The following is a 21,274-nucleotide window of genomic DNA, read 5'->3' on the forward strand; positions in this document are numbered from 1 at the left end:
AGTTCAGGTCCTTCCGGGCAGCAGCGCAGCGCATACGGTCGCGATGGTCCCGACGAAGAACGCTCCGGCGAGGGCGGCCAGCGCGCCCGTGGACGGGAGCAGCACCCCGGCCATGGCGAGGAACGAACCGACAGAGCCACTGATCGCGACCAGCAGAGCTTGCCCCGTCTTGAGAACGGCGGCGATGAACGCGACCAGGACCAGCACGAGAGGGAACCCGATCCACGCGTACTGCATGGCGTCCTGGACCTGCATGACGGTCGTCCGCGCGGACTCGGTCACCCGCGACGACCCGTGCACGGCGGCGACGACATCGTCACGGCTGGACGCGTAGACGGCTGCCCGTGCCCAGGCGGTGACGGCCGTGAACGCGGCGGCGGCAGGCAGCACACGCCGACTCCACACCAGGGGGCCGCCCGGCTCCGCTGTCTGTCGCCCGTCCGGTCGCACTGCCTGCTTCTCCTCGTGTTCTGTCATGGGCACAGGGTCTCCTGGTGGGCGTCTAGAGCACGATCTGGCCCAGCGCCAGCAACAGCGCGGGGGCAGCGGCGCAAGCCGCGGTCCGCGACGCACCGAAGTCGGGAGCGGCCTTCCGTAGCGCCCAGCCGGTGGCGAGGGTGAGGAGAACCAGCCCGGGGTCGGGGCGGGTCAGCCAGTTCATCAGGCCCGTACTCGGCACCGGAGCGAAGGTCAGCGCGAGGAACACGGCCGTACGCACCAGCAGGTACAGCGCGAACACCCCACCGACGAGGTGCCGCAGGCTCCGGAAGTCCACGTCGCACCCCAGCCCCCGGCACAGCCCGGCCGTGGCAGCTGCGACCAGCAGGACCCCGGCCGTGTACACGAGCACGTTGAGCACCGAGCCGGTGGCGACCGCGGCCCAGGTACCCAGGCTGACCTCCTGCTGGGTCGCCTCCGGCAACGCTGCGGCGACCTCGTCCTGAAACACATCGCGCAGCCGGAACATCAACAGCGCCAACAGCGGGGCGAGGACGAGAAGCGACAGCGCCTGTATCCGGCGGGGGGCGATGGCGTTCACAGGGTACTCACCCATGTTTCTATGGTTGCGGCTACGAGGAGCAGGGCCAGGCAGATGACCAGCAGCCCGGTGGAGTCGGTCAGTACGTCCCTGACTCGGGGACGCTGCACCCGGTCCCCGGTGAGGTACCGGACCAGTGCCAACAGCGGGGTGATGCCCGCGCCTATCGCGACGGCGACGGCCGGTAGCTCGATGACGGCGTGCGGCAGTACGTGCGCGGCCATCACGGACGGACCTGCCACGGCGTACGCCTTGCCGAGTCCGAATCCGGTCAGGGCACCGGAGACCAGGGTGAACAGCAGGGTGGAGATACCGAGCGTGATCACGCCGCCGAACGCGAGCAGCGCCACGGAGGCGTTGGCGCTGAAGATGTGCCACCAGGTGGTCAGGCCGGGCTGAGCCGGGTTCATCTCCACTCCGGAGCCCTCACCGACGCCGACTGCCGCACCGGCAGCCATGGCACCGAACCAGAGGAGGGCCCCTGACAGCAGCGCGAGGCGCTGTCGGCGTACCAGGCGGATCGCCCAGCTGCCAAAGGCAGGCATGTCCCCACCACTTCCTGTCGTCGTTTCCGTGCGGATCATCCGGGTGCCGACAACTGCGGGCCAACACCCGGATGGCCCAGCGGTGTTACTTGACGACGGCCTTCTTGCCGGCGGCGCTGATGGCCTGTCGCAGCAGGAACATGGCCCAACCGCCGGCCGCGGTGACGCCGCCGAAGACGGAGAGCGCGGCGGCAATGCTCATGCCGCTCATGATCGCGCCGTAGGCGGCGCCGGCGTTGGCGGTGTTGAAGCCGAAGTAGCCGACCAGAACAGCCGGGGCCACGACGCCCAGCATCAGCAGCGCGCTGCCGGCGACGGCGACGCCGACACCGGCCACGGCGGCACGGCCGTAGGACTTCTTCATGACTTTCCTCCAAGGGACGTAAGCTCGGCTTCCCCATGCCGCCATGGGCTGCCCCCGCCCCGATTCCCGCGGGGCGGGGGCGTGATTGGCGGATTCTCGTCCGAGCCGTTGGCTACCGTGCCAGCGGCCAAAGCCCGCGCCAACCCCGCTCTTTGGCCCCCTCCGGGTCGCCCCGTCGATCGGAGGGGGATGCACAAGTGGGGACAGAAGTTGACATTCCCCATCACTGATTGAACACTGACGGCGCGCCTCGGAGCGCCACTCATACCTGTGCCTGACCAGCACACATGGCGCGGCGACTCGCCAACCGGGGGCGGCTCTTGAGGGGGAGAAACATGGCGGACGTCATGGGCGTTGTGATCGTGGACGACGACAAGTGGGCGCGCGACAAGGCGGAGTCACTGCTCACGAACGCGGCGGAAACGGAAGTTCGTGCCGCCCTGTGCGGCGCGAACGCACCCGGCGCGATCGCCAGAGCCGAAGCGGACCTCGTGCTGATTGGCAAGATCGGCATGGACCCCGAACTCGAAGCAGTCTTCACCGCGGCCCTCGCCCGCCCCAAGCCACCAGCTCTCGCAGGTTACGGCGGGTTCGACACCGAACGGTCCAGTGCCACGCACCTGAACGGCGTCCTACCACCCTCGCTGGCCGGCCAGGACTTCGTGCACGCGGTCCGGCTACTGGCGGGCGGACTGCGGGTGTGGGCGACGCGATCGGGCCATACGGCGCGACTCGCCCGGCTCACCCCGCGCGAACAGGACGTGCTGACGCTGCTGAGCGACGGGCTGAGCAACGACCAGGTCGCGCACCGGCTGGGTCTGCACGTGGGAACGGTGAAGGACCACATCCGGGCGGTCTACGCCAAGTGCGGGGTAACCAACCGGGTCGAGGCAGCGCTCTTCGCGCACGGTATCGACACCACCAGTCCGCCGTCCCGCAAGACCCGGGGCTTGAACGGTCACTGGCGCCAGCAGGTGCACAAACGCAGCGCCTGAGAGCAGCCCCGGATCCGCACGTCCCCAAGCTCATCGAGGTGCCCACCAGGGTACGGAGGAACGCGCTCAGCTCGACGGCCACCGACGCGCCGCCTCGTGAGAAGGAAGGGAGCCTCGGGGCGCGATGCCCACTCCAGCGGCTGGCAGCCGACTTCATCGACGACGACTCCGGGGCGGGGACGAAGTGCGAAGCTTGCCGCGGAGCCGTCCAGCTGGCTCGGCGGGCGCGTCCGACGGAAACGCGCACTTCTACGGGTTCGAATGCGTCAACCTCGGCGACGGTCGCGTCCCGTGGCCCGCCTCGCCGAGCGCGGGAAGCGCCACCGCTTCCATGACGACTCCGACGGACCCGCCCGCGAGGTCGCGCTCTACCGCGAGGCCGCACAGACCTTGATGCCCCTCGGCGTCGAGGTGCTCGTGCTCGACTCCACCGACGCCACCCCTACGGATGTAGCGAAGCGAATCGCCGACGCGCTGCCCCCATCCGGGGGTAGCGTCGACAACCCCACCGACCCCGACGACCGCACGGTGAACTCATGAACGCAGCACTCGCAACCCCCGTGATCGACACGCACGTGATTCTGCGTGATGGCGACAAGGTGCTGTTGTCGCAGCGCGGGGGGCCGTACGGCTACGGCCGGTGGCACGCCCCCTCGGGCAAGCTCGACGCAGGCGAGCCGCTCACCGCGGGTGCCGCGCGCGAGCTGCTCGAAGAGACCGGCGTCGAGGTCGACCCCGAGCACCTGCGGCTCGTGCACGTCGTGCACCACAAGCAGGACGCCGACACCGAGCCTTCGCCACGTCGCCGCCTCGCTCATGCTCGCCGCCGGCGTCGACGTCAAGATCGTGTCCGAGACCCTCGGCCACAGTGACAGCCGCATCACGCGAGACATTTACCAATCCGTCATGCCCAAGGCTGCGCGAGACGCCGCCGAGGCCACCGCCGCCATGGTCCCGAGGCGTACGACGCGCCCGGTGCAGGCGGCGCCCGAGCCCGTCGAGCCCGAGGTCGAGCAGGTGCAGGGGCAAACGGATGGGCACGCAATGGGCACGCAGGAGGGCGCGAAGATCATCGCGTTCCGCCCCCGACTGGTCCGGGCATAAGAAAAAGCCCTGGTCAGCGGGTATCTGACCAGGACTTCTCTGGAGCCGCCTTCGGGATTCGAACCCGAGACCTACGCATTACGAGCTCAAGATCAATCGTGATGATGGGTTCCAGTCGGTACCGGCAAGTGACAGAACATGCAGGTCAGGGCGTTTCGCAAGACCCGTTGATGTCAACCGGTGCCGACCACTCCAGAGCCGTCCGGCCTCACCACGGCCTCACAATGGCCGCATCGGAGCAGGCTCCGAGCCTCGCCTCGGGGAAGCAAGGTACCGCGCCCGAGCGGCCTACGTGAGGCCACGGGAACGACGAAGGGGGCCGCACGGTGATCCGTGCAGCCCCCTTCTCCGACTCATCCCGCCTCCGCGCTCGGCCCGTCCTTCTGCTGCGGCTCGTTCGTTCTGTCGCCCGATGTGGGGGGAAGGGCGTTCAAGACGAGTTCGAGAGCGAGGGCGCCGGTATCCGTGATGTGCCGATCGTCGATCAGGATGTGTCGATCGGCAGCATCGGCGGCGCCGGCTGCTGGTGCTGTGGTGTCGAGTCGGGTACGGCGGACGCGGTACAAGATGCCCCCCCTTGTGGCATGGCGGAGCCCTGCACTCGAACATATGCACGAGGCAAAGGCTCACTCACACTACCGCCACAAACACCGCAGGTCACGCGACTAGGACACGGCGTCACCGCCGCCATCAGGCAGGATGCGCAGGTTCCCGAGGCCGAGTTCCTTTAGCTTCTGCTGAAGAACGGGCAGATCCTGCGGATCAGTTCCTTCCGCGTAGGCGACGACGACCGTCGCCCCCGGCTTGCTCGTGCGCAGCTTGGCCACGTCGAGGCCGGTCCACTCGGCGGACGCAGCGGCCTGCACTGTTTCGAGGGGTAGGCCGGTCGCTGCCGCGACGGCGCCGATGATCCATCGCTCGCGCCGGTACCCCTCGCCACTGGCGATCTTCGGCAGCGTGTTGTGCGCGATCTTCTGTCCGGTCTCCGGGTCGACGGCTCGGGCTGACAGGCTGCGCAGGTTCTCGCCCGGCTTGTCGATCGCCGCGCGGACGATGTCACGCAGCAGGGTCGCGGGCCGCTCGGCCTCGCCCGCATCGGGGCGTATGGGGGTGTCGTTCTCCGACACGGTCTCATCTCCGTTCTTGTCGCAGAACGCGAACAACCTCATCTAACCAGCGATCTAGGGCGGTTGCACACCTCGGAACTGCGTTGACGTTGGGTTTCTGCCATGCGTACGTTGTTCTTGTTCGTGAACACGAACAGATATTCGACCCCTCTGGGGGTCTCTTCCATGCCGTCTGTTCGAGTTCGTCAACAAAGGTCAGATGGGGGATCTAGTGACCGTCAAGTTCATCGCGGGGCCGCCGCCCGCACGGCAGAAGAACACCCGGCACGCGCTGCTCGTCGCGCAGCTCAAGGCGCACCCGAACCAGTGGGCCGAGATCCAGGAAAAGGCGACGGGCGCCCGAGCGGCTGCTGCGGCTCAAGCCATCCGGTCGGGACAGCTCACGTCGTACGCGCCGGCCGGCGCCTTCCAAGCCATCGCGCGGACCGTCGTCGAGAACGACGTCGCTCGGCACGTGGTCTACGCGCGGTACGTCGGCGCCGGTCAGTGACCGGGCGCCGCACCGCCACCGCGAGCACTGCATGATCTGCGATTTCTGGGACGGCGCGGCCGGCGCCTACTGCCGCGCGATCGGCACCCGTCGCTACATCGTCGGGCATCGCTGCCCCAAGCACACACCCGCCGCCCTCGCCGGATGTCCCGAACCGCCTGGCGACCCGACTCCCGTAAGGAGACGCACCGTTGAGCCTCGCCGCGACGGATTGGGTATGGGCCCGGTCCGAAAGCCGAGGCGCCGCTCGTCTGGTTCTGCTCGCTATCGCTGATCGGGCCGGCGTCGACGGCGTCGCCTACGCCGGTACCGCCTCGCTCATCCGGCGCACCCGCGCCGCGCGTTCCACTGTCCGTACCGCCGTCGACGCCCTGCTCGCCTCGGGCGAGCTCGACATCGTCGAGGGTCGTACCGGGCCCGGTGGCGAGACCGTCTATCGTCTGCCGCTCCTCGACCACGAGGGGGCCGAGGATCGCCCCGGGCCGGACATCGACCCGGGCCGGACAGTGGCCCCCGGGGGACCGGTGAGCGGCCCCGGGGAGGGCCGGACGTCGGCCCCGGGGGGAGCGGACACCGGCCCTGGGGAGGGCCGAGGATCGGCCCCCGGGGGGCCGGTGAACGGCCCCCAGAACGTACCTACCTACTCACCACCACAACAGCAGCAGCCGCGCGCGAGCTCGGCCGCGCTGATTCCCGAACTGCGCCCGCTCGACGACGCCCTCGCCGCGGCCTCGATCACCGTCCGGTGGTCGCTCGGCCTCGGAGAGCAGCGCGACGTCTACCGGCTGACGCAGCGGCACGGCGTCGAGACGCTCGTCGACCTCGCCGCCCGTCGCACCACACCGGGTGAGGCCCCGAAAGCGGCCCGCTACTGGCTCAAGGTCTGGTCCGACCTCGACCGCCCGTCGAGCGCGTCGCCGCGACCGAGGCCATCGACCGCCGCCTACGCCGACAACTTGGCCGCCGGCCTCGCCCTGCTCAACGCACAGAAGGAGAGCACCCCATGAACGAGCAGCAGATCGCCGCCCTGTTGGCGTTCGCCGGAACGCTCGACTCGCGGGTGCGCCGCGCGCTCGCCGACCCCCAGCAGTCCGCCCGCACCATCTCGGAGTGGACGGCCGCCGTCGCCGACGTGCCGGCCACCATGCCCGATGTCGGATGGGACGCCGCCCGCGCGACCCGCCGCTACTACGAACAGCGCGCCGGCGACCGCTCGGCGCAGTTCCGGCCGATCGAGCCGCACGACCTGCTCGCCGCATGGGGCCCGTACCGGACCGAGCTCATGAACCGTCACACCGACCCGGTGCCCAACGTCGACCCCGACAACGTCGCCGCATGGCGGGCTGAACTGCTCGGCACCCGGGCGGCAGTCGCGACCGGGCACGCCGCGCCGGCGCAGTACCGCGCGGAGATCGACCACGGCGGGCAGAAACGTCTCGCCGCGCTCATGTCCGGTGTCGGCACCGGCCCGCGCCGGTACATGCCCGCGCACGTCGCGGCCGAGCTCGCGCGCTTCCGCCCGGCTCGTGCGCACCGCGAGCAGCTCGTCGCCGAGGGCATCCCCGACCCGTTGTCGGTGCGCTGCCCGTACTGCCTCGCCGAGGTCGACGAGCGGTGCCGGTCGAGTTTCCGCAACCGGGGCAAGGGGCGCCGACCGCTCTCGGGCGTCCACCCGTCGCGCGTCGAGGCCCTGCTCGCCGAGGCCGGCGACAACGGCCAGGCCGAGGCCGAGCAGATCAGGCTCGCCCGGATCATGTGCCAACCGCCCGCACCGCGGCGAGACGCCCGAGCCCGGCACACCACCGGCGGGGGCGAGGCCCGATGATCCCGCCCGCTGCTCGCGCCGTGATCGCTGCCCACCTGACCGACGAGCTCGACGTGCACCCGCACCTCGCGACCGTCGTCGTCGCCTCGCTCGCCGACCGCCTCGCCATCGAGGGATGGCACATGACGACGAACTACCCCGCGCGACCGGTCGCGCCTCGCGCGCGGGAGGCCCCGCGCGCTCGGCGCTCCCTCGCCCGGCTGCTGCGCCGTGCCCGAACGAACGGAGAGACCGCCCCGTGAGCCCTGCTCTGCTCGCCCTCGCCGTCGTGCTCGCCCCCGCCCTCGGCGCGGCCCTGGCCTACTCGGTCCGGATCGACGACCGCCTCGACCGCGAGTTGCGTCGCCTCGGCCGCCACACCCGCTCAACCACTTGCACCGCCTGCTCGACGACGCGCCGGGCCGAGAACGGAGAGACGAACCGATGAACACCCACGCCCGGACACGATCGCGGCGCGGCCGGACCCTCGCCCGCGAGGCAGCGCGCGAGGACCGACGCACGGCCCTGCGGCTGCTGCTCGCCCGCGCCGACCGAGGCGCACTCACCCGCGAGGACGCCGCGCACCTGCGGACTCTGGCCGAGGCCGAGATCGCCGAGTGCGACACCTTCCGCCGGTCCGCCGGCGGACAGCAGTCGGCCGCGCTCCGACTGAACCGCCGTATCGACGCCGCCGAGCAGGCCATGCGCGAGATCGAGGTCGAGCGCGACGAGTACGCCGCCGAGGCCGAGGCCCTGCGCGCGGCAGCAGGCAAGGGGGAACAGTGAGTTACACACAGGCTGTGCGCGAGACCGTGCGCGCCCTGCGCACGATCCGGGGGCAGTGGGCGGCGCTGCTGCTCGCGATCGAGACGCCGCCGGCGGATCACTGGCCACCGAGGCAACTCGCGCACACCATGCGCGAGGGCGACGACGAGCTGCTCGTCGAGGACCGGGCGCCGCTCGTGCTGCGCGAGCACCCCGCCCCGCTCAACCTCGGCGCCCTCGACACCGGGCGCGCGGTCGAGCGGCTGATCTTCGGTCTCGCCGACACCCTCGCCGCCGCCGTGCAGCGGACCGAGCAGGGCGACCCCCGGGCATGGGAGAGCGCCAACCCGAGCGCGCCGGACAGTAGGCGCGCGGCCGGATCGCGGGCGCACGGGCTGCACTGGGCGTGCGTGTGGATCGAGGGGCGCGTGCAGGATGAGGACACCGCCCCCGAGCACGAGCTCGACGGCGCCCTCGCTGCCCCGCCGTTCGAGGTGCTGCCGCTGTATCTGCTGCACGAAGCGCGGCGCACGGCACGGATCGCCGAGGCCCGGGTGCTGCGCGCCCTCGACCTCGACCGGCGCGAGACACCCCTGCCCGAGCCGTGCCCGTGGTGCGCCGGCGAGCTCACCCTGCACAGTGCCCCCGACGGGCCGCCGAGCGTCACCTGCTCGGGCGGGCGAGGCTGCTCGGCGCCCGTCCCTCTCGATGGCTGGGAGCGCGCGCGGGTGTGGGAGTGGGACGACCTCCCCGAGCTGATCGCCGCGCTCGGCGTGGACATCAGCATCGTTACAGCATGAGCAGCGACCGGCGTCGGGCCCGAGCCAAATCGGGCCAACGCCGGTCGTCGGTGCCACCGGGTCACGCCGTGTTGAAGTCCCCTTCAGCGGCGCGCTGAATCGTGATGGTGATGCCCTGCACAACCTTCGCAATCGGCGGGTCGAGCTCGGCACCTGTGTATGCCGCCCACCGCTCTAGCCATGCCGTCAGTAGGGCTTTCGTGAACCACAGCAGGTACAGCACAGACCCGCCGTCCGGCGGGGTCTCCCTGCCGGTCCGGAGTAGCCACGGTCGGCTGTGCGCGCCGCCCGACAACAGGTTGTAGGGATCGTGCGCGTCGTGGCCGAGGAACGCGCGGGCCGCCTTGCCGATCGCCATGTCGCCGCTCGTCTTGTGGCCGTCGAGCTCGGTCTCGCTGAGCTGCCCTCGTTTGTTCCTCCGGTGTGTGACCCCGGCCGCCTGAAACAGGGCGAGCAGTTCCTGCTCGGTCTCCTGCATGGCGGCTACGAGATCGGGGCGCTCGGTGTGAGATTCGGCGAACCGCAGGGCCGTATCGACGTCCGCCATCTGGATACCCGCGACCCGGGCGATGAGCTCCCGCACGTCGACGTCGCGATCGGTGAGGTAGGCGAACATCCCGCCGGCCTCCATGGCCACCCGGGCGAGGGTCAGGTGCGAGAACGTCGGCCGCGGGTCGCGTGTGAGGTCGGCAGGCAGTGCCCGGAGGTGATCGAGGGCGCTGCTCTGTGCGAGCTCGGCGGTCTCGTGCAGCAGCTCGTACAGGCGCAGCCGCGCGTCTCGTGTCGGCCCGCTCGCGCCGTCCTTGATCGCGGCTATGTCCTGCTCCTTGCCGCGACCGTCGAGGCCGCGACCGAGCAGCTTGTCGGCGTGGTCCAAAGCGAGGCCGATCGAGTGCGCCGCACGTTCGAGGAGTCGGGGGGTGAGCTGCACATCCGATGCCTTGGGCAGCGGGGGCTGCGGAGGGAACGTCATGCGGAAACGGTACGGTCGCGTCGGTGACCGCGCCGCCTGTTTACGCCCGTCGCCATGCCCTGTCAGTCCTGTTGTCTACGCTCAACTCGACACGGACGACTGAGGGGTGCCAGTGAAGATCCAAGACTTGACGGATGCCGAGGCCGTGAAGGCGGCCCTTGCCGAGTTTGACGACCTCGGCGGGATCGCGTTCCGGAAGCGGTACAACTTCGGCGCCTCGACCCGCTATTACGTCAGCCACGCCGGTCGGCTCTACGACGCAAAAGCCATCGCAGGTGTGGCCCACGGGCATCAACACCCAGACGCCGGCGCACTCGCAAACGATCAGTTTGACGGCGGAGAGGCAGCGACCAACAAGGTACTGCGCAGCCTGGGGTTCACGGTGCTGGATAGCCACTCTCAGACCGTGGAGCAGGAACGTGCTTGGCGACTCGCCGTGTGGGCGAACCTCATGGACCGACGAGACGAGACCGGACTGCTTACTGCCGATGCCGTTCGGGATGTCGGCGCATACGGCAACTTCCGAGGCATCTGGGCGGACCTGTCGCGCACGAAGAAGGTGCATCCCGACGGCGTGACCATGGGGCTCAAGCACACGGGCCAGCACTATCCCGATGACCTCAGCGAGACCGGAGTGCTCTACCACTACCCGGTAACAAAGGCCCGAGGGCGTGACCTCGCCGAGGTCAACGCCACAAAGGCCGCGGCCGAACTCAAGCTTCCTGTGTTCGTGATCGCCGAAGTGGGCGAGCATCGCACCGTTCAACTTGCCTGGGTTGAAGGTTGGGAGGACGAGAGCAGCCTGTTCCTCGTCGAGTTTGGCGACAAGGCCCCCGAGCGCATCATCGACAGGGACCGCTCAGACGAAGAACCGTTCTCGCTGGAGGGCAACCGCAGCCGCAAGCGCACTTCCTCCGTGACCGTCCGCCCCGATCAGGCTCGGTTCAAGCTTGAAGTGTTCCGCCGCTATGGGCCTCGCTGCCCCCTCTCCGGCATCGCGGTTCCGCAGATGATAGAAGCTGCCCATCTGCGCGGCGACGCGGACGGTGGTAGCTCCGATGCCCGCAACGGTCTACCGATGAACGCCGCCCTTCACCGAGCCTTCGATGCTCATCTCTTCGCGATTCACCCCGACACGCTCACCGTAGAAGTCCGCGCAGAGGGACCGAGCCTCGATGAGCTCGGCATCATTCACCCACGGCTTGACCTCCCCCGTGCGCCGCACCGGGACGCACTTGCTTGGCGCTACAAGGAGTGGCTGAACCGCACCGGCCGCTCGGCGTGAAGCTGGCGAACCCGAGAACACCCTTGCGCCGTTACCGTTCCGTGACCTAATGTTGGTGGCGCCTTCGGCGTGCCCGGAAACCTTGCCCCTCAATCGTGTCCGCCCCGCCCCTCCTGAGGACGGGGCGAGCGCATGTCACACGAACTGTCTAAGGCAGTTCGTCGAGTTCCCGAGCGAGGACCAAACAGCTATCGACGAAGTCGAGCGCGGCGGTAGGCGTAACCGCCTCCATCCCGTGAACCGCCGTATTGCGCAGCTTGCGCAAGCGATCAAAAACGTCCACGGCACGTTCGGACATCCCTACCTTGGCCAGCGCCCGACCTACTTCGTGTCCAGGTGCGGGCATACCCGGACGGAAGAACGCCGGCATGGCATCGGGGTGCCGTTGCAGCACATCCATGGACAAGCGTTGCAGTGTGTTCCAGGCACCGATGACGGCGCCTACTGGCGACGCCTCGACCATGTGCCGCGCCTCCCGAAACTCTTCGAAACCTGATGGTCCGTACGAGATACGGCTCGCTTCTTCGGGCTCAGGAGCCGTCGCCTCGGGCCCGGGCTCCGCCCCTGACTCTCGACGCTCCGCAGTAGCAGCAGCTAGTTCCTCCGCCTCGTCCCGAACTTCCCGTGCACCCATCGCGAACTCGATGGACCCCGCCGGGGTCTCAAGACGGGTCATCCGCCCAATAGCCCCGCCAATGTGGCGGCGCAGGCCCCAAATCAGGCCGATCGTCACCAGGGGCCAAACCAGTGCTTCTACGTACTTCAGAACGAGTTCCGCTATCTCCACCCATCCATGCTGTCTTCGATGCGCCGAGCTCTCGTGATCCACCGTGAATCTGTAACGGAGGTGAGACATGAGCTCACAGATCACTGACTGGGACCGCAAGCAGGTCCGCCGGTTGCACGCCGAGGGCAAGTCCCGTAACCAGATCGCCCGCGAGCTCGGCCGCGGCGCCGCCACGGTCTCTAAGATCGCCGCCGCCGAGGGGCTCGCGTTCTCTGGCGGGGCGCGGGTCGCCGCCGCGACCGAGGCGCGCACGGCGGACGCCGCCGCCCGCCGCGAGCAGCTCGCCGACGACGCCCTCGACGGCGCCCTCGCGCAGGTTGAGCGGGTCGGCGTCGCCGACTCTGCCCGCGATGCCCGCGACTACGCCACCGCCGCCCGCGCGCTCACCGAAGTGCACGCCAAGGTCGCCGAGCTCGCCCGTAACACCAAGACCAGCAGCGCCGGCGGAATGCTCGACCGCCTCGCCGACGCCCTGCTCGGCCCGCAGGACGGTGCACCGGACGGGGGGTGATTCCCGCGGCGGGACACCTCTCCGACAAGCAACTGCGCTCGATCCGCGAGGCCACGGCCCGTATCAACTTGTGGCACGGCAGCGTGCGCAGCGGTAAGACGATCTCCAGTCTGTTGCGCTTCCTGCTCGCCGTACGGCGGGCGCCCGCCTCGGGGCTCATCCTGATTGTGGGACGGTCGCTCGCCACGATCGAGCGGAATGTGATCGAGCCGCTTCAAGACCCCGAGTTGTTCTCGGACACCGCGGCCGAGGTCCATCACACCCGCGGCGCCACAACGGCCGTGATCCTCGGACGAGTTGTCCACCTGATCGGCGCGAGTGACTCCCGGTCCGAGGGCCGGCTGCGAGGGCTGACCGCATCCGTCGCGTACGCCGACGAGGTCACGTTGCTGCCGGAAGCGTTCTTCACTCAGCTACTCGCCCGACTGAGCGTCGCCCGCGCCATCCTGATCGGCACCACCAACCCCGACGGCCCTCGGCACTGGCTCAAAGCGAAGTACCTCGACCGGCAGCACGAGCTCGACCTCGCTTCCTGGCACTTCAAACTCGCCGACAATCCCGCCCTGTCACCGGCCTACGTCAAGGCACTGTCCGCGGAGTACACCGGACTGTGGCGGCGCCGGATGATCCTCGGCGAGTGGGTCGTCGCCGAGGGCGCGATCTACGACATGTACGACGAGCAGCGGCACGTCGTCGATGAACTGCCCGAGATCCATCGCTATTGGGTCGGCGTGGACTACGGGACGAGCAACCCGTTCTCGGCGATCCTGCTCGGCCTCGGCACTGACGGCCGGCTGTACGCGGTGAGCGAGTGGCGACACGACGCCCGAGCCACCCGTCGGCAGATGACCGACGCGCAGTACAGCCGCGCCGTCCGCAAGTGGATCGCCGAGCAGGGCGTGCGGCCCGAGTGGACGTTCATAGACCCGAGCGCGGCGAGCTACTCCACGCAGCTATGGGCCGACGGGTACCCGAACGTCGCCCGTGCCAATAACAGCGTGCTCGACGGCATCCGCAGCGTGGCGAACGCCCTCGACGCCGGCGCGCTCCTGGTGCACCGCTCGTGCGAGGGACTGCTCGCCGAGTTCCCCACGTACGTATGGGATGACGCCGCCGCGGCCCGCGGCGAGGACCGCCCCGTCAAGCAGGACGATCACTCGCTCGACGCGCTGCGCTACGCGGTGCACAGCACCGTGCACGAGTGGCGCGGACTGCTGACGACCGCTGCCTGATCACTCCCCCATCACCCCGCCCGGGGCGCCTCGCCGCGCCCCGGGCCCGAGCACACCGAGGGGGTGATCGCGTGCCCCCTTCCCTGACCGACCGGTTCCTCGACAAGGTCGCCCCCGGCCCGCTCGGGTGCTGGGACTGGACGGCTCACGTCAAGCCCAACGGGTACGGGCAGTTCAAGGTCGCCGGCCGCCCGCAGTACGCGCACCGTGTCGCCTATGAGCTCGCACGGGGGCCGATTCCCCGCGGGCTCGTGATCGACCACCTGTGCCGCCGGCGCCACTGCGTCAACCCTGATCACCTCGAAGTGGTCACCACCCGGACCAACATCCGGCGAGGGATCAGCCCCGCCGCGCGTCGGGCGCGTCAGACGCACTGCGCCCGCGGGCACCGGTTCAACCACGCGAACACCTACCGCGCCCCGAACGGCACCCGGCACTGCCGGCCGTGCGCGGCACGGCGGGCCCGAGACCGACGTCGGGGGGTGAGCTGTGCCCCTGCCTGACAACGGCGCACCGTGGCCGCCGCCGGCCCTCGCTCGGCACTACGCCGAAGTGCGGGTCGATGATGCTTGGTACTCCGGCGACCGCGACAAGCTCGCCACCGTCTACCGCGACGCCCCGCGGCGCCGCGACGGCCGGCGCCGCTTGTGGGGACGCGACCGGGCCGAGCAGCCCGGGGTCCCCGATCACCGGCTGCACATCCCCTTGCCCGGCGACATCGCCACCGCGAGCGCCGATCTGCTGTTCAGCGAGCCGCCCGAGTTCACCGTCGAGGACACCGCCACGCAAGACAGGCTCGACGAGCTCGCCGCGGCCGACGGCATCGCGAACACCCTGCTTGAAGCGGCCGAGGTCGCCGCCGCGCTCGGCGGCGTGTACCTGCGCGTCACGTGGGATCGCTCGCTCGCCGGCCGGCCGCTGCTCACGACCGTGCACCCCGACGCCGCGGTGCCCGAATGGCGCTGGGGGCACCTCGCCGCCGTGACCTTCTGGCGCGAGCTCGCCGCAGACTCGGTCACGGTGTGGCGCCACCTCGAACGGCACTCCCCGGGCCGGATCGAGCACGGGCTCTATCAGGGGTCGGCCGACAGCCTCGGCGTGCGCGTGCCGATCACCGAACACCCCGAGGTCGCCGCCCTCGCCGACTCGCTCGGCCCGGACGGCGACGCGATCGAGACCGGTATCGACCTGCTGACCGCCGCCTACTGCCCCAACATCCGCCCCCACCGCAAGCACCGCGGCTCGCCATTCGGGCGCAGCGACTACAGCGCTCCCCTGTATGACTTGTTCGACGCGCTCGATTCGACATGGACGTCATGGATTCGCGACCTGCGGCTCGCCCGCGCACGGCTGCTCGTCCCCGACGGGTACCTGCGCGACCACGGGCCCGGCCGCGGAGCGAGCTTTGACGACGACCGGGAAATCTGGACCCTTCTCAACATCCCGCCGACCGAGCAGGGCGGCGCCGGAATCACCCTGAACCAATTCGAGATCCGAGTCGACGAGCACGAGCGCACCTCGACCGCGATCACCCGGCAAGCCGTGATGAGCGCCGGATACTCCGCGGCGACGTTCGGGCTCGGCGACCAGGGCGCCGCGCTCACTGCGACCGAGATCAAGGCACGCGAGCGGAAGAGCCTGATCACCCGGGGAAAGAAGGTCAGGTACTGGTCGCCACCTGTCGCCGACATGCTGTACGTGCTGCTGCTCCTTGACAGCGCACTGTTCACCCCGCGGATCGTGCCCGAGCGGCCCCGCGTCGCCTTCGGCGACTCGATCACCGAGGACGCATCCTCGCTCGCGCAGACCTTGACGCTCCTCCAGCAGGCGCAAACGGTTTCGACCGAAACCCGCGTGCGGATGCTGCACCCCGAATGGGACGCGGCCGACGTGCAGGCCGAGGTCGACCGCATCCTGACCGAGACGGGCGCCGCCGTACCCGACCCCATGCAGCGCGGCGCTCTCGCGTAGGACGAGCCCGCCTACTCAATCGGGTGCGCGTCCCGCAGCCGACGAACTAGATCGCGGCCATCCGCCGTGAAACGAAAGGTCACGTCACCAGCAACAATCCCTCTGCCGCAGTCATCGCCGTGCTTCATCACCGGCTCAATCATCCGGTCGTGAATTAGGCACCAGAGATCCAGCTCACGACCTCGGGGCAGGACGAAGTACGGTCCATCAGTGAAGCTGTCGATATCCCCCTGCTGAACCCCGAACACCGTCAGCACCCTTCGCTCGTAATCCCCATAGCGAGAGCTCAAAAGCCCAAGGTTCGCCTTGTACTGCCTGAGTGACTTCCTGTCGATCTGGCCTGCTTTCTCAAGGTCATGGCAGTAGCCGCACAGAGGAACGAGGTTATGGAACTCGTGTACCCGGACCTTTGCCCATGGCTCGATATGAGCGATCTGCACCGGACTGCGACGACATGTAGGGATTGCGCAGCGATGCCCCGCTTCGACTAGGACTTCTCGCTTCAGCGGCTCCGGAATCGCCGGACGACCTTCAGGCATAGCAGCCAACTCTAGCCGCTGAACGGGAGGTTCGCCTTGCCGATCCACCCTGCCATGGCCGAGGACCTCTCGGCCGCCGTCCGTGACCTGTACGCGGACGCCGAGCAGCGACTGCTCGGCATCGTCGCCCGCCAACTCGCAGACGGGTACGACGCCCCCGGTTGGGCCGTGGCCAAGCTGCGGGACATCCAGCCGCTACGCCGCGCGGCGCAGGGCGTCGTCGACGCGCTCGGGACCTCCCTCGACCTTGAGGTGTTCTCGGCCGTGACCGAGGCGTACGACCTCGGCGCGCGGGCCGGCCTCGCCGAGCTCGGCGCCCTGTCGGATGACGACGCCCGGCGGATCGCCGACGCCACCCCCAACATCCGGGCCGTTGACCGGCTCGCCGCCGAGACCGTCGAGCTCGTCACCGAGACACACCGCGGGATTCTGCGCGGCGTCGAGGACGGTTACCGGCAGATCATCAGCGAAGTGTCGGCGACACCGATCCTCGGCATCGACTCACGTCGGCAGGCCACGCAGCGCGCCCTCGAACGGTTCGCCGACCGGGGCTTGCGCACGTTCGTCGACAAGGGCGGGCGCGCGTGGCAGATGACGTCATACGCCGAGATGGCCGTGCGGACCGCCGTCGGGCGGGCCGCGGTCGAGGCGCACGGCGACAAGCTGCGCGCCGCCGGTGTCGGTCTGGTCATCGTCTCCAACACCCCGCACGAGTGCCCCCTCTGCGCGCGGTTCGAGGGTGAGGTGCTCAGCCTCGACGGACCGGGCGGCGCCCGGACGATCGAGGCCGAGCACGCCATCGAGGACGGGCGCACCGTGCGGGTGCACGTCGCCGGCTCCCTCGACGAAGCACGTCGGCAGGGGTTGCAGCATCCCAACTGCCGCCACTCGACAAGCGCTTACCTGCCCGGGGTCACCCGGGCCCCGGTCGAGCACTCCGAGGACCCGAACGGGTACGAAGCCTCACAGCGGCAGCGTGCGATCGAGCGCGCTATCAGGAAGTGGAAGAACCGCGCCGCCGTCGCCACCACGCCCGAGGCCAAGCGCGCGGCCGAGGCGCGGGTGCGGCAGTGGCAGGGCCGGATGCGCGAGCACCTCGCCGCGCATCCCGAGCTCATCCGTCGCCGCGAGCGCGAGCAGCTCGGCGCGGGCAACCTGCCGCCGGCGGGGGGCACCGCCGGCCGCCCGGGGGCGCCGAGCGGCCCGGGGTCGGACACGTTCGAGGCCGCGCGGGTACGGGCCGGCGACGAGCGCACCCTGCCCGAGCTCACCGACGAGCAGCTCGGCGCCGCGATACGGCCCGGAGTGCTCGACGAGCGCAACCTCGGCCGTATCGGGGCCGAGGCCGAACGGCGCGACGAGCAGGCCCTGCTCGACCGCATCCGCCCCGGCGGGCGGATGGTCGACAGCCTCGCCGAGTTCAGCGACGACGAGCTCGCTCGCGTCGCGCTGCTGCTCGACGACGACGGGCTGCTGCGCGTCATGGCCGAGGCCGACCGGCGCGACATCGACGCCGCCATGCCCGGCGTGCGCGGCGATCTTGTCGGCATGTCCGAGCAGGCCCTCGCCACCCGCGCACGGCACGTGCCCGAGGACCGGCCGGCGATCGGCGCCGAGATTCACCGCCGCCGTCTGCTCGACGCGCTGTTTCCCGGCGGGCGCCTCGCCGGGGACCTGGCCGAGCTCGGCGACGATCTGCTCGTGTGGGGCATCCGCTACGCGCGCCCCGAGGAGGCCGAGCGGATCGCGGCCGAGATCGACCGCCGGCACCCGCCCGCCCCGCCGCCGCCCGCGCCGCCCGCGGCGGGCGCGACGGTCGCCGACACGCTCGCCGCCCGCGAGGCCCTCGACGACGCCATGCACCCGATCCGCCTCGACGACCCGCCGCCGGCCGACCCCGACGAGTGGGGGCCCCACGGCGCAGACATCGAGCGCGGCCCAGACGGCACAGAGCACATGTCCGCCACCGAACGTTGGGTGTACGAGCGCGAGCTCGAAGCACGGGCCGCACGCGACGCCTACAGCCGCGACGAGATACGCGAGATGTACGAGGAACACATCTACGTGCAGTGGCTCGCCGCCGAGGACTACAGCAACGGCTATCTACTCAACCGAAAGGCACGAGCCGCCGGCGTCGACCCGCGAACGCTGTTCAAGGGCCCGGCGCACGTCGCGTACGCCCGCGCGAGCGAGGAACTGATCAGGTTTTGGGAAGAGGTCTCCCCCCGGGTCACCCTCGCCGAGTTCACCGAGCAGGTAACCGGCGTGCGGACCGGGGCCGGCGAGACCGCCCGCAGCGCTCGCGAGAACCAGCGGCGCAAGTTCTAGGGGGTGATCCGTTGGGATTCCGCGAGGCCGCGCTGCGCGCCCGCCGGGACGGCGCCGACACCGCACGAGCAGGCCGGCCGCCGACCGACGCCCCCGGGTACAACGACCCGCGGCTGATTGCCGCTTGGGTCCGCGGCTACGCCGTAGGTTCCCAAAATTCGCCGTCGAGGATCTCTTCGTAGTGCCGCTCCCTCGCCGCAGGGCGAAAGTATCCGTAAGCGTTGATTCTCGGATGGGTGGTGCTCTCCATCCGGCGAACTGCCCCATCGGTGTAACCGCTGGACGAGAACAACACTCCCTTGTCTGCTGCGACGTCCAGCAACTTGCCGAGGAACGCCTCGACCTCGGCGACCCCGACAGGGCGCCCGTGGTCCTTGCACTCGACCACGATCAGGATCTCCTCGCCCGCGACTTTGCCACGCGCCAGGACATCAATCTGGCGCAGCTTCCCGCTGCGCCCTCGCAACCGTTGGTCATGCTCGACGGTCGCGAGCGGATCGCTCCGGCGGACGACCTCGGCGACGAGCAACTCGAACTCTCGCCATGAGGCTTCTGAACTCCCACGCGCAGCCAACTCAGTCACAAACCCCGACCGTACTTTGCCCCGCTGACACTTTGGAGGGCGTATCCATGCCCGAGCACATCCCCGACGCCCCTCTGCCGGTCCACCCGCGCACGGGTGAGGCCGCCCTCGGCTTCCGCCGCGACGGTCGCCCGATCTGGCCCATCAAGGGCGGCTCGGGCGATGGCGGCGACCCTGCCGGCCCGCCCGCCCCGCCGGCCGGAGACCCGAACCCTGCACCGCCCGCCCCGCCGGCCCCGAACCCCGCCGGCGAGCAGCAGCTCGCCGACGCGACCGCGCGCGCCGAGCAGGCCGCGGCCGAGCGCGACGAGCTGCGCGCCGCGCTGGACGCCGTGACGCGCGCGCTCAACCCCAACGGTGGCGAGGCCGAGCAGAACCCCGCCGCCCTCGCCGCCGCGGTCGCCGAGCGCGACCGGCTGCTCTCCGAGAACGGGGCCGCGCTCCGCTCGGCCCGCGTCGAGCTCGCCGTCGCCCGCGTCGCCGCCGATCAGGGCGCCCGCGGCGACCGCCTGCTCAACTCCCGTTCGTTCCTCGCCTCGGTCGCCGAGCTCGACCCCGCCGACAGCGGGTTCGGCGACGCGCTCACCGCGGCGATCACAGCCGCAGTCGAGGCCGACCCCGAGCTCTACCGCGCCACGCCGGCCGGACCGCCGCGCGGGGGCGGCGAGTTCAACGGCCCGCCCGCAGGCGACCGCCGCGCTACCTCCCTGCACGACGCCGTCGCCGCCCGGATGAGCGGCGCCTGAACCACCTAGGAGAACCCTTTGCCTACCTCCCTTACCGAGGCACGGAACAACGCGCAGGACGACGTCGACGTGCAGGTGATCGACGAGTTCCGCAAGTCGAGCGACATCCTCGACCGCCTGACGTTCGACAACGTCGTAAGCCCGACCGGCGGCGACACCCTCACCTACGGATACCGCCGGCTGATCACGCAGCGCTCGGCCGACTTCCGCCCGCTGAACACCGAGTACACGCCCGCCGAGGTCTCGACGCAGCGGTACACCGTCGATCTCGTGCCGCTCGGCGGGTCCTTCCAGATCGACCGGGTGATCGCCCGTATCGGCCCCTCGGCCTCGGGCGCCGTCACCCTGAACATGCAGCAGCTCATCAAGGCGAGCCGTGCGAAGTTCGCCGATGCCGTGATCAACGGCGACAAGGCAGTCGAGACCAACGGGTTCGACGGTCTGTCGAAGATCCTCACGGGGTCGAGCACCGAGTATCTGCCGCTGAACAACGGCGTCGCCGAGGGATACGTCGACTGGACGGCGATCAACGACAAGGCGAGCGCGCTCGCCGCGCAGCGCCACGTCGACGACTGGCTCGCCACCATGGATGACGCCCCGGATGTCATCTACGGCAACCGCAAGACCCTGTCTCTGTTCAAGACCATCGCGGCGTGGACCGACCAGCTCGACAAGGGCACGGACGCTTTCGGGCGCCCGGTCAACGCGTACAACGGGATTCAGCTCGTCGACCTCAAGAGCAGGGCCGGCTCGAACACGGACGTGATCGGGCTCGTGACCCGCGACCCGGACGGCGCCGGCGCCGGCGGGAACGTCTCGGGCCTCGGCGACCTGTACGCCGTGCGCTACGGGCTCGACGGGTTCCATGGGGCCTCGGTCGGGGGCGGCTCGCCGCTGGTGAACACGTGGCTTCCCGAGTTCGACCGGTCCGGCGCCGTCAAGACGGGCGAGGTCGAGATGGGTCCGGTCGCCCCGGTCCTCAAGGCCACCCGCGCGGCTGCTGTGTTCCGCAACATCAAGAGCGCGTGAGGGGGCCGGACATGACCACCATGCGCATTACCGCCCCGGTCGACGACTTCACCGGCGAGGGCCCCGGCGGTGTGCCGTTCGTCGACGGCACGGCCACCACCAGTGACCCGGCAGTGATCGGGTACTGCCAGGGGGCCGGATACGACGTGCAGCCCCTCGACCACGATCCGCCGGACGCCGAGCAGCCCACCGGACCGGACGGCCCGCCGAACGACAAGTCGGCGGGCCGTTCTGCTGCCCGAGCCAAGAGGGGGTGA

28 protein-coding genes and 3 pseudogenes are annotated in these 21,274 nt (G+C 70.1%); 21 read left to right on the forward strand and 10 right to left on the reverse strand.

Annotated elements, in window-relative coordinates; translation table 11 throughout:
• Positions 1 to 3: 3 nt before the first annotated feature.
• The 4 genes from ACFYMC_RS01975 to ACFYMC_RS01990 form a co-directional block, all read right to left on the reverse strand.
• Positions 4 to 477 (reverse strand): hypothetical protein, encoded by a 474-nt coding sequence (locus tag ACFYMC_RS01975; protein WP_388517320.1) that lies wholly within the window; start codon positions 475 to 477, stop codon positions 4 to 6.
• Positions 478 to 502: 25 nt separating this feature from the next.
• On the reverse strand, positions 503 to 1,054 hold the full coding sequence (locus tag ACFYMC_RS01980; protein ID WP_388517324.1) for a hypothetical protein: 552 nt from the start codon (positions 1,052 to 1,054) through the stop codon (positions 503 to 505).
• Complete coding sequence (locus tag ACFYMC_RS01985) at positions 1,036 to 1,584, reverse strand: stage II sporulation protein M (protein ID WP_388517326.1); 549 nt, start codon at positions 1,582 to 1,584, stop codon at positions 1,036 to 1,038. Before ACFYMC_RS01985 ends, ACFYMC_RS01980 begins: the two co-directional genes overlap by 19 nt.
• A gap of 85 nt (positions 1,585 to 1,669) precedes the next feature.
• Positions 1,670 to 1,948, reverse strand: coding sequence for a hypothetical protein (locus ACFYMC_RS01990; protein ID WP_388517329.1), 279 nt, complete (start codon positions 1,946 to 1,948; stop codon positions 1,670 to 1,672).
• A gap of 335 nt (positions 1,949 to 2,283) precedes the next feature.
• On the opposite strand from ACFYMC_RS01990, the gene ACFYMC_RS01995 reads away from it, so the two are divergent.
• The 5 genes and pseudogenes from ACFYMC_RS01995 to ACFYMC_RS02015 form a co-directional block, all read left to right on the forward strand.
• Positions 2,284 to 2,943: a response regulator transcription factor gene (locus tag ACFYMC_RS01995; RefSeq protein WP_388517331.1), complete on the forward strand. Its 660-nt coding sequence runs from the start codon at positions 2,284 to 2,286 to the stop codon at positions 2,941 to 2,943.
• A gap of 214 nt (positions 2,944 to 3,157) precedes the next feature.
• Positions 3,158 to 3,247: pseudogene (locus tag ACFYMC_RS02000) on the forward strand (N-acetylmuramoyl-L-alanine amidase); the annotation flags it as partial.
• The gene (locus ACFYMC_RS02005; RefSeq protein WP_388517972.1) at positions 3,235 to 3,483 is read left to right on the forward strand and encodes a hypothetical protein; all 249 of its coding nucleotides are present in this window, start codon (positions 3,235 to 3,237) and stop codon (positions 3,481 to 3,483) included. The pseudogene ACFYMC_RS02000 and the gene ACFYMC_RS02005, both read left to right, overlap by 13 nt.
• Positions 3,480 to 3,734 (forward strand): annotated as a pseudogene (locus tag ACFYMC_RS02010) (NUDIX domain-containing protein); the annotation flags it as partial. The gene ACFYMC_RS02005 and the pseudogene ACFYMC_RS02010, both read left to right, overlap by 4 nt.
• 1 nt (position 3,735) lies before the next feature.
• Positions 3,736 to 4,047: pseudogene (locus ACFYMC_RS02015) on the forward strand (tyrosine-type recombinase/integrase); the annotation flags it as partial.
• 353 nt (positions 4,048 to 4,400) lie between these two features.
• Here the strand turns inward: ACFYMC_RS02015 and ACFYMC_RS02020 are convergent.
• A complete protein-coding gene (locus ACFYMC_RS02020) occupies positions 4,401 to 4,613 on the reverse strand; it encodes a hypothetical protein (RefSeq protein ID WP_388517334.1) in 213 nt (70 codons plus the stop codon).
• Between the two features lie 99 nt (positions 4,614 to 4,712).
• A complete protein-coding gene (locus tag ACFYMC_RS02025; protein WP_388517337.1) occupies positions 4,713 to 5,216 on the reverse strand; it encodes a hypothetical protein in 504 nt (167 codons plus the stop codon).
• 169 nt (positions 5,217 to 5,385) lie between these two features.
• Between ACFYMC_RS02025 and ACFYMC_RS02030 the strand changes: the two genes are divergently transcribed.
• The 7 genes from ACFYMC_RS02030 (at position 5,386) to ACFYMC_RS02060 (ending at position 9,033) form a co-directional block, all read left to right on the forward strand.
• On the forward strand, positions 5,386 to 5,664 hold the full coding sequence (locus ACFYMC_RS02030) for a hypothetical protein (protein ID WP_388517339.1): 279 nt from the start codon (positions 5,386 to 5,388) through the stop codon (positions 5,662 to 5,664).
• Between the two features lie 191 nt (positions 5,665 to 5,855).
• The gene (locus ACFYMC_RS02035) at positions 5,856 to 6,671 is read left to right on the forward strand and encodes a hypothetical protein (RefSeq protein WP_388517342.1); all 816 of its coding nucleotides are present in this window, start codon (positions 5,856 to 5,858) and stop codon (positions 6,669 to 6,671) included.
• Entirely contained in the window at positions 6,668 to 7,489 is an 822-nt protein-coding gene (locus tag ACFYMC_RS02040; protein ID WP_388517344.1) for a hypothetical protein, read from the forward strand. Before ACFYMC_RS02035 ends, ACFYMC_RS02040 begins: the two co-directional genes overlap by 4 nt.
• Complete coding sequence (locus tag ACFYMC_RS02045) at positions 7,486 to 7,731, forward strand: hypothetical protein (RefSeq protein ID WP_388517347.1); 246 nt, start codon at positions 7,486 to 7,488, stop codon at positions 7,729 to 7,731. The genes ACFYMC_RS02040 and ACFYMC_RS02045 overlap by 4 nt, the downstream gene beginning before the upstream one ends.
• Positions 7,728 to 7,916 carry a hypothetical protein gene (locus ACFYMC_RS02050; protein ID WP_388517350.1) on the forward strand — a complete coding sequence of 63 codons (189 nt, stop codon included), beginning with the start codon at positions 7,728 to 7,730 and terminating at the stop codon, positions 7,914 to 7,916. Before ACFYMC_RS02045 ends, ACFYMC_RS02050 begins: the two co-directional genes overlap by 4 nt.
• Positions 7,913 to 8,254, forward strand: coding sequence for a hypothetical protein (locus ACFYMC_RS02055; RefSeq protein WP_388517353.1), 342 nt, complete (start codon positions 7,913 to 7,915; stop codon positions 8,252 to 8,254). The genes ACFYMC_RS02050 and ACFYMC_RS02055 overlap by 4 nt, the downstream gene beginning before the upstream one ends.
• A complete protein-coding gene (locus tag ACFYMC_RS02060; RefSeq protein ID WP_388517355.1) occupies positions 8,251 to 9,033 on the forward strand; it encodes a hypothetical protein in 783 nt (260 codons plus the stop codon). The genes ACFYMC_RS02055 and ACFYMC_RS02060 overlap by 4 nt, the downstream gene beginning before the upstream one ends.
• Before the next feature lie 61 nt (positions 9,034 to 9,094).
• Here the strand turns inward: ACFYMC_RS02060 and ACFYMC_RS02065 are convergent, their stop codons facing one another.
• The gene (locus ACFYMC_RS02065) at positions 9,095 to 10,006 is read right to left on the reverse strand and encodes a hypothetical protein (protein WP_388517358.1); all 912 of its coding nucleotides are present in this window, start codon (positions 10,004 to 10,006) and stop codon (positions 9,095 to 9,097) included.
• A 112-nt stretch (positions 10,007 to 10,118) separates the two neighbouring features.
• On the opposite strand from ACFYMC_RS02065, the gene ACFYMC_RS02070 reads away from it, so the two are divergent.
• Entirely contained in the window at positions 10,119 to 11,291 is a 1,173-nt protein-coding gene (locus tag ACFYMC_RS02070; protein ID WP_388517361.1) for an HNH endonuclease, read from the forward strand.
• A gap of 148 nt (positions 11,292 to 11,439) precedes the next feature.
• Here ACFYMC_RS02070 and ACFYMC_RS02075 read toward each other — a convergent pair whose 3' ends face one another.
• Entirely contained in the window at positions 11,440 to 12,078 is a 639-nt protein-coding gene (locus ACFYMC_RS02075; protein ID WP_388517363.1) for a hypothetical protein, read from the reverse strand.
• Positions 12,079 to 12,145: 67 nt separating this feature from the next.
• Here ACFYMC_RS02075 and ACFYMC_RS02080 point away from each other — a divergent pair, with 67 nt between their 5' ends.
• The 4 genes from ACFYMC_RS02080 to ACFYMC_RS02095 all read left to right on the forward strand — a co-directional run bounded on the left by ACFYMC_RS02080 (position 12,146) and on the right by ACFYMC_RS02095 (position 15,792).
• Positions 12,146 to 12,589, forward strand: a complete 444-nt coding sequence (locus ACFYMC_RS02080) for a helix-turn-helix domain-containing protein (protein ID WP_388517366.1) — start codon at positions 12,146 to 12,148, stop codon at positions 12,587 to 12,589.
• Positions 12,586 to 13,821, forward strand: coding sequence for a PBSX family phage terminase large subunit (locus ACFYMC_RS02085; RefSeq protein ID WP_388517369.1), 1,236 nt, complete (start codon positions 12,586 to 12,588; stop codon positions 13,819 to 13,821). Before ACFYMC_RS02080 ends, ACFYMC_RS02085 begins: the two co-directional genes overlap by 4 nt.
• Before the next feature lie 71 nt (positions 13,822 to 13,892).
• Positions 13,893 to 14,324: an HNH endonuclease signature motif containing protein gene (locus ACFYMC_RS02090; protein ID WP_388517372.1), complete on the forward strand. Its 432-nt coding sequence runs from the start codon at positions 13,893 to 13,895 to the stop codon at positions 14,322 to 14,324.
• Positions 14,325 to 14,373: 49 nt separating this feature from the next.
• Positions 14,374 to 15,792 (forward strand): phage portal protein, encoded by a 1,419-nt coding sequence (locus ACFYMC_RS02095; RefSeq protein ID WP_388517947.1) that lies wholly within the window; start codon positions 14,374 to 14,376, stop codon positions 15,790 to 15,792.
• An 11-nt stretch (positions 15,793 to 15,803) separates the two neighbouring features.
• Here the strand turns inward: ACFYMC_RS02095 and ACFYMC_RS02100 are convergent, their stop codons facing one another.
• Positions 15,804 to 16,331 carry an HNH endonuclease signature motif containing protein gene (locus ACFYMC_RS02100; protein ID WP_388517374.1) on the reverse strand — a complete coding sequence of 176 codons (528 nt, stop codon included), beginning with the start codon at positions 16,329 to 16,331 and terminating at the stop codon, positions 15,804 to 15,806.
• Between the two features lie 36 nt (positions 16,332 to 16,367).
• Between ACFYMC_RS02100 and ACFYMC_RS02105 the strand changes: the two genes are divergently transcribed.
• Positions 16,368 to 18,659, forward strand: coding sequence for a phage minor capsid protein (locus tag ACFYMC_RS02105; protein WP_388517377.1), 2,292 nt, complete (start codon positions 16,368 to 16,370; stop codon positions 18,657 to 18,659).
• A 136-nt stretch (positions 18,660 to 18,795) separates the two neighbouring features.
• Here ACFYMC_RS02105 and ACFYMC_RS02110 read toward each other — a convergent pair whose 3' ends face one another.
• Positions 18,796 to 19,242, reverse strand: a complete 447-nt coding sequence (locus tag ACFYMC_RS02110; RefSeq protein WP_388517380.1) for a restriction endonuclease — start codon at positions 19,240 to 19,242, stop codon at positions 18,796 to 18,798.
• Between the two features lie 47 nt (positions 19,243 to 19,289).
• Here ACFYMC_RS02110 and ACFYMC_RS02115 point away from each other — a divergent pair, with 47 nt between their 5' ends.
• Genes ACFYMC_RS02115 through ACFYMC_RS02125 form a run of 3 tightly spaced genes read left to right on the forward strand, consistent with a single transcriptional unit; the run spans position 19,290 to position 21,274 of the window.
• A complete protein-coding gene (locus ACFYMC_RS02115) occupies positions 19,290 to 19,988 on the forward strand; it encodes a hypothetical protein (RefSeq protein ID WP_388517382.1) in 699 nt (232 codons plus the stop codon).
• A gap of 18 nt (positions 19,989 to 20,006) precedes the next feature.
• Positions 20,007 to 21,017: a major capsid protein gene (locus tag ACFYMC_RS02120; RefSeq protein WP_388517385.1), complete on the forward strand. Its 1,011-nt coding sequence runs from the start codon at positions 20,007 to 20,009 to the stop codon at positions 21,015 to 21,017.
• Between the two features lie 11 nt (positions 21,018 to 21,028).
• Positions 21,029 to 21,274 carry a hypothetical protein gene (locus ACFYMC_RS02125; protein WP_388517387.1) on the forward strand — a complete coding sequence of 82 codons (246 nt, stop codon included), beginning with the start codon at positions 21,029 to 21,031 and terminating at the stop codon, positions 21,272 to 21,274.

The sequence above is a fragment of the Streptomyces sp. NPDC006879 genome, assembly GCF_042869595.1.
GTDB lineage: Bacteria > Actinomycetota > Actinomycetes > Streptomycetales > Streptomycetaceae > Streptomyces.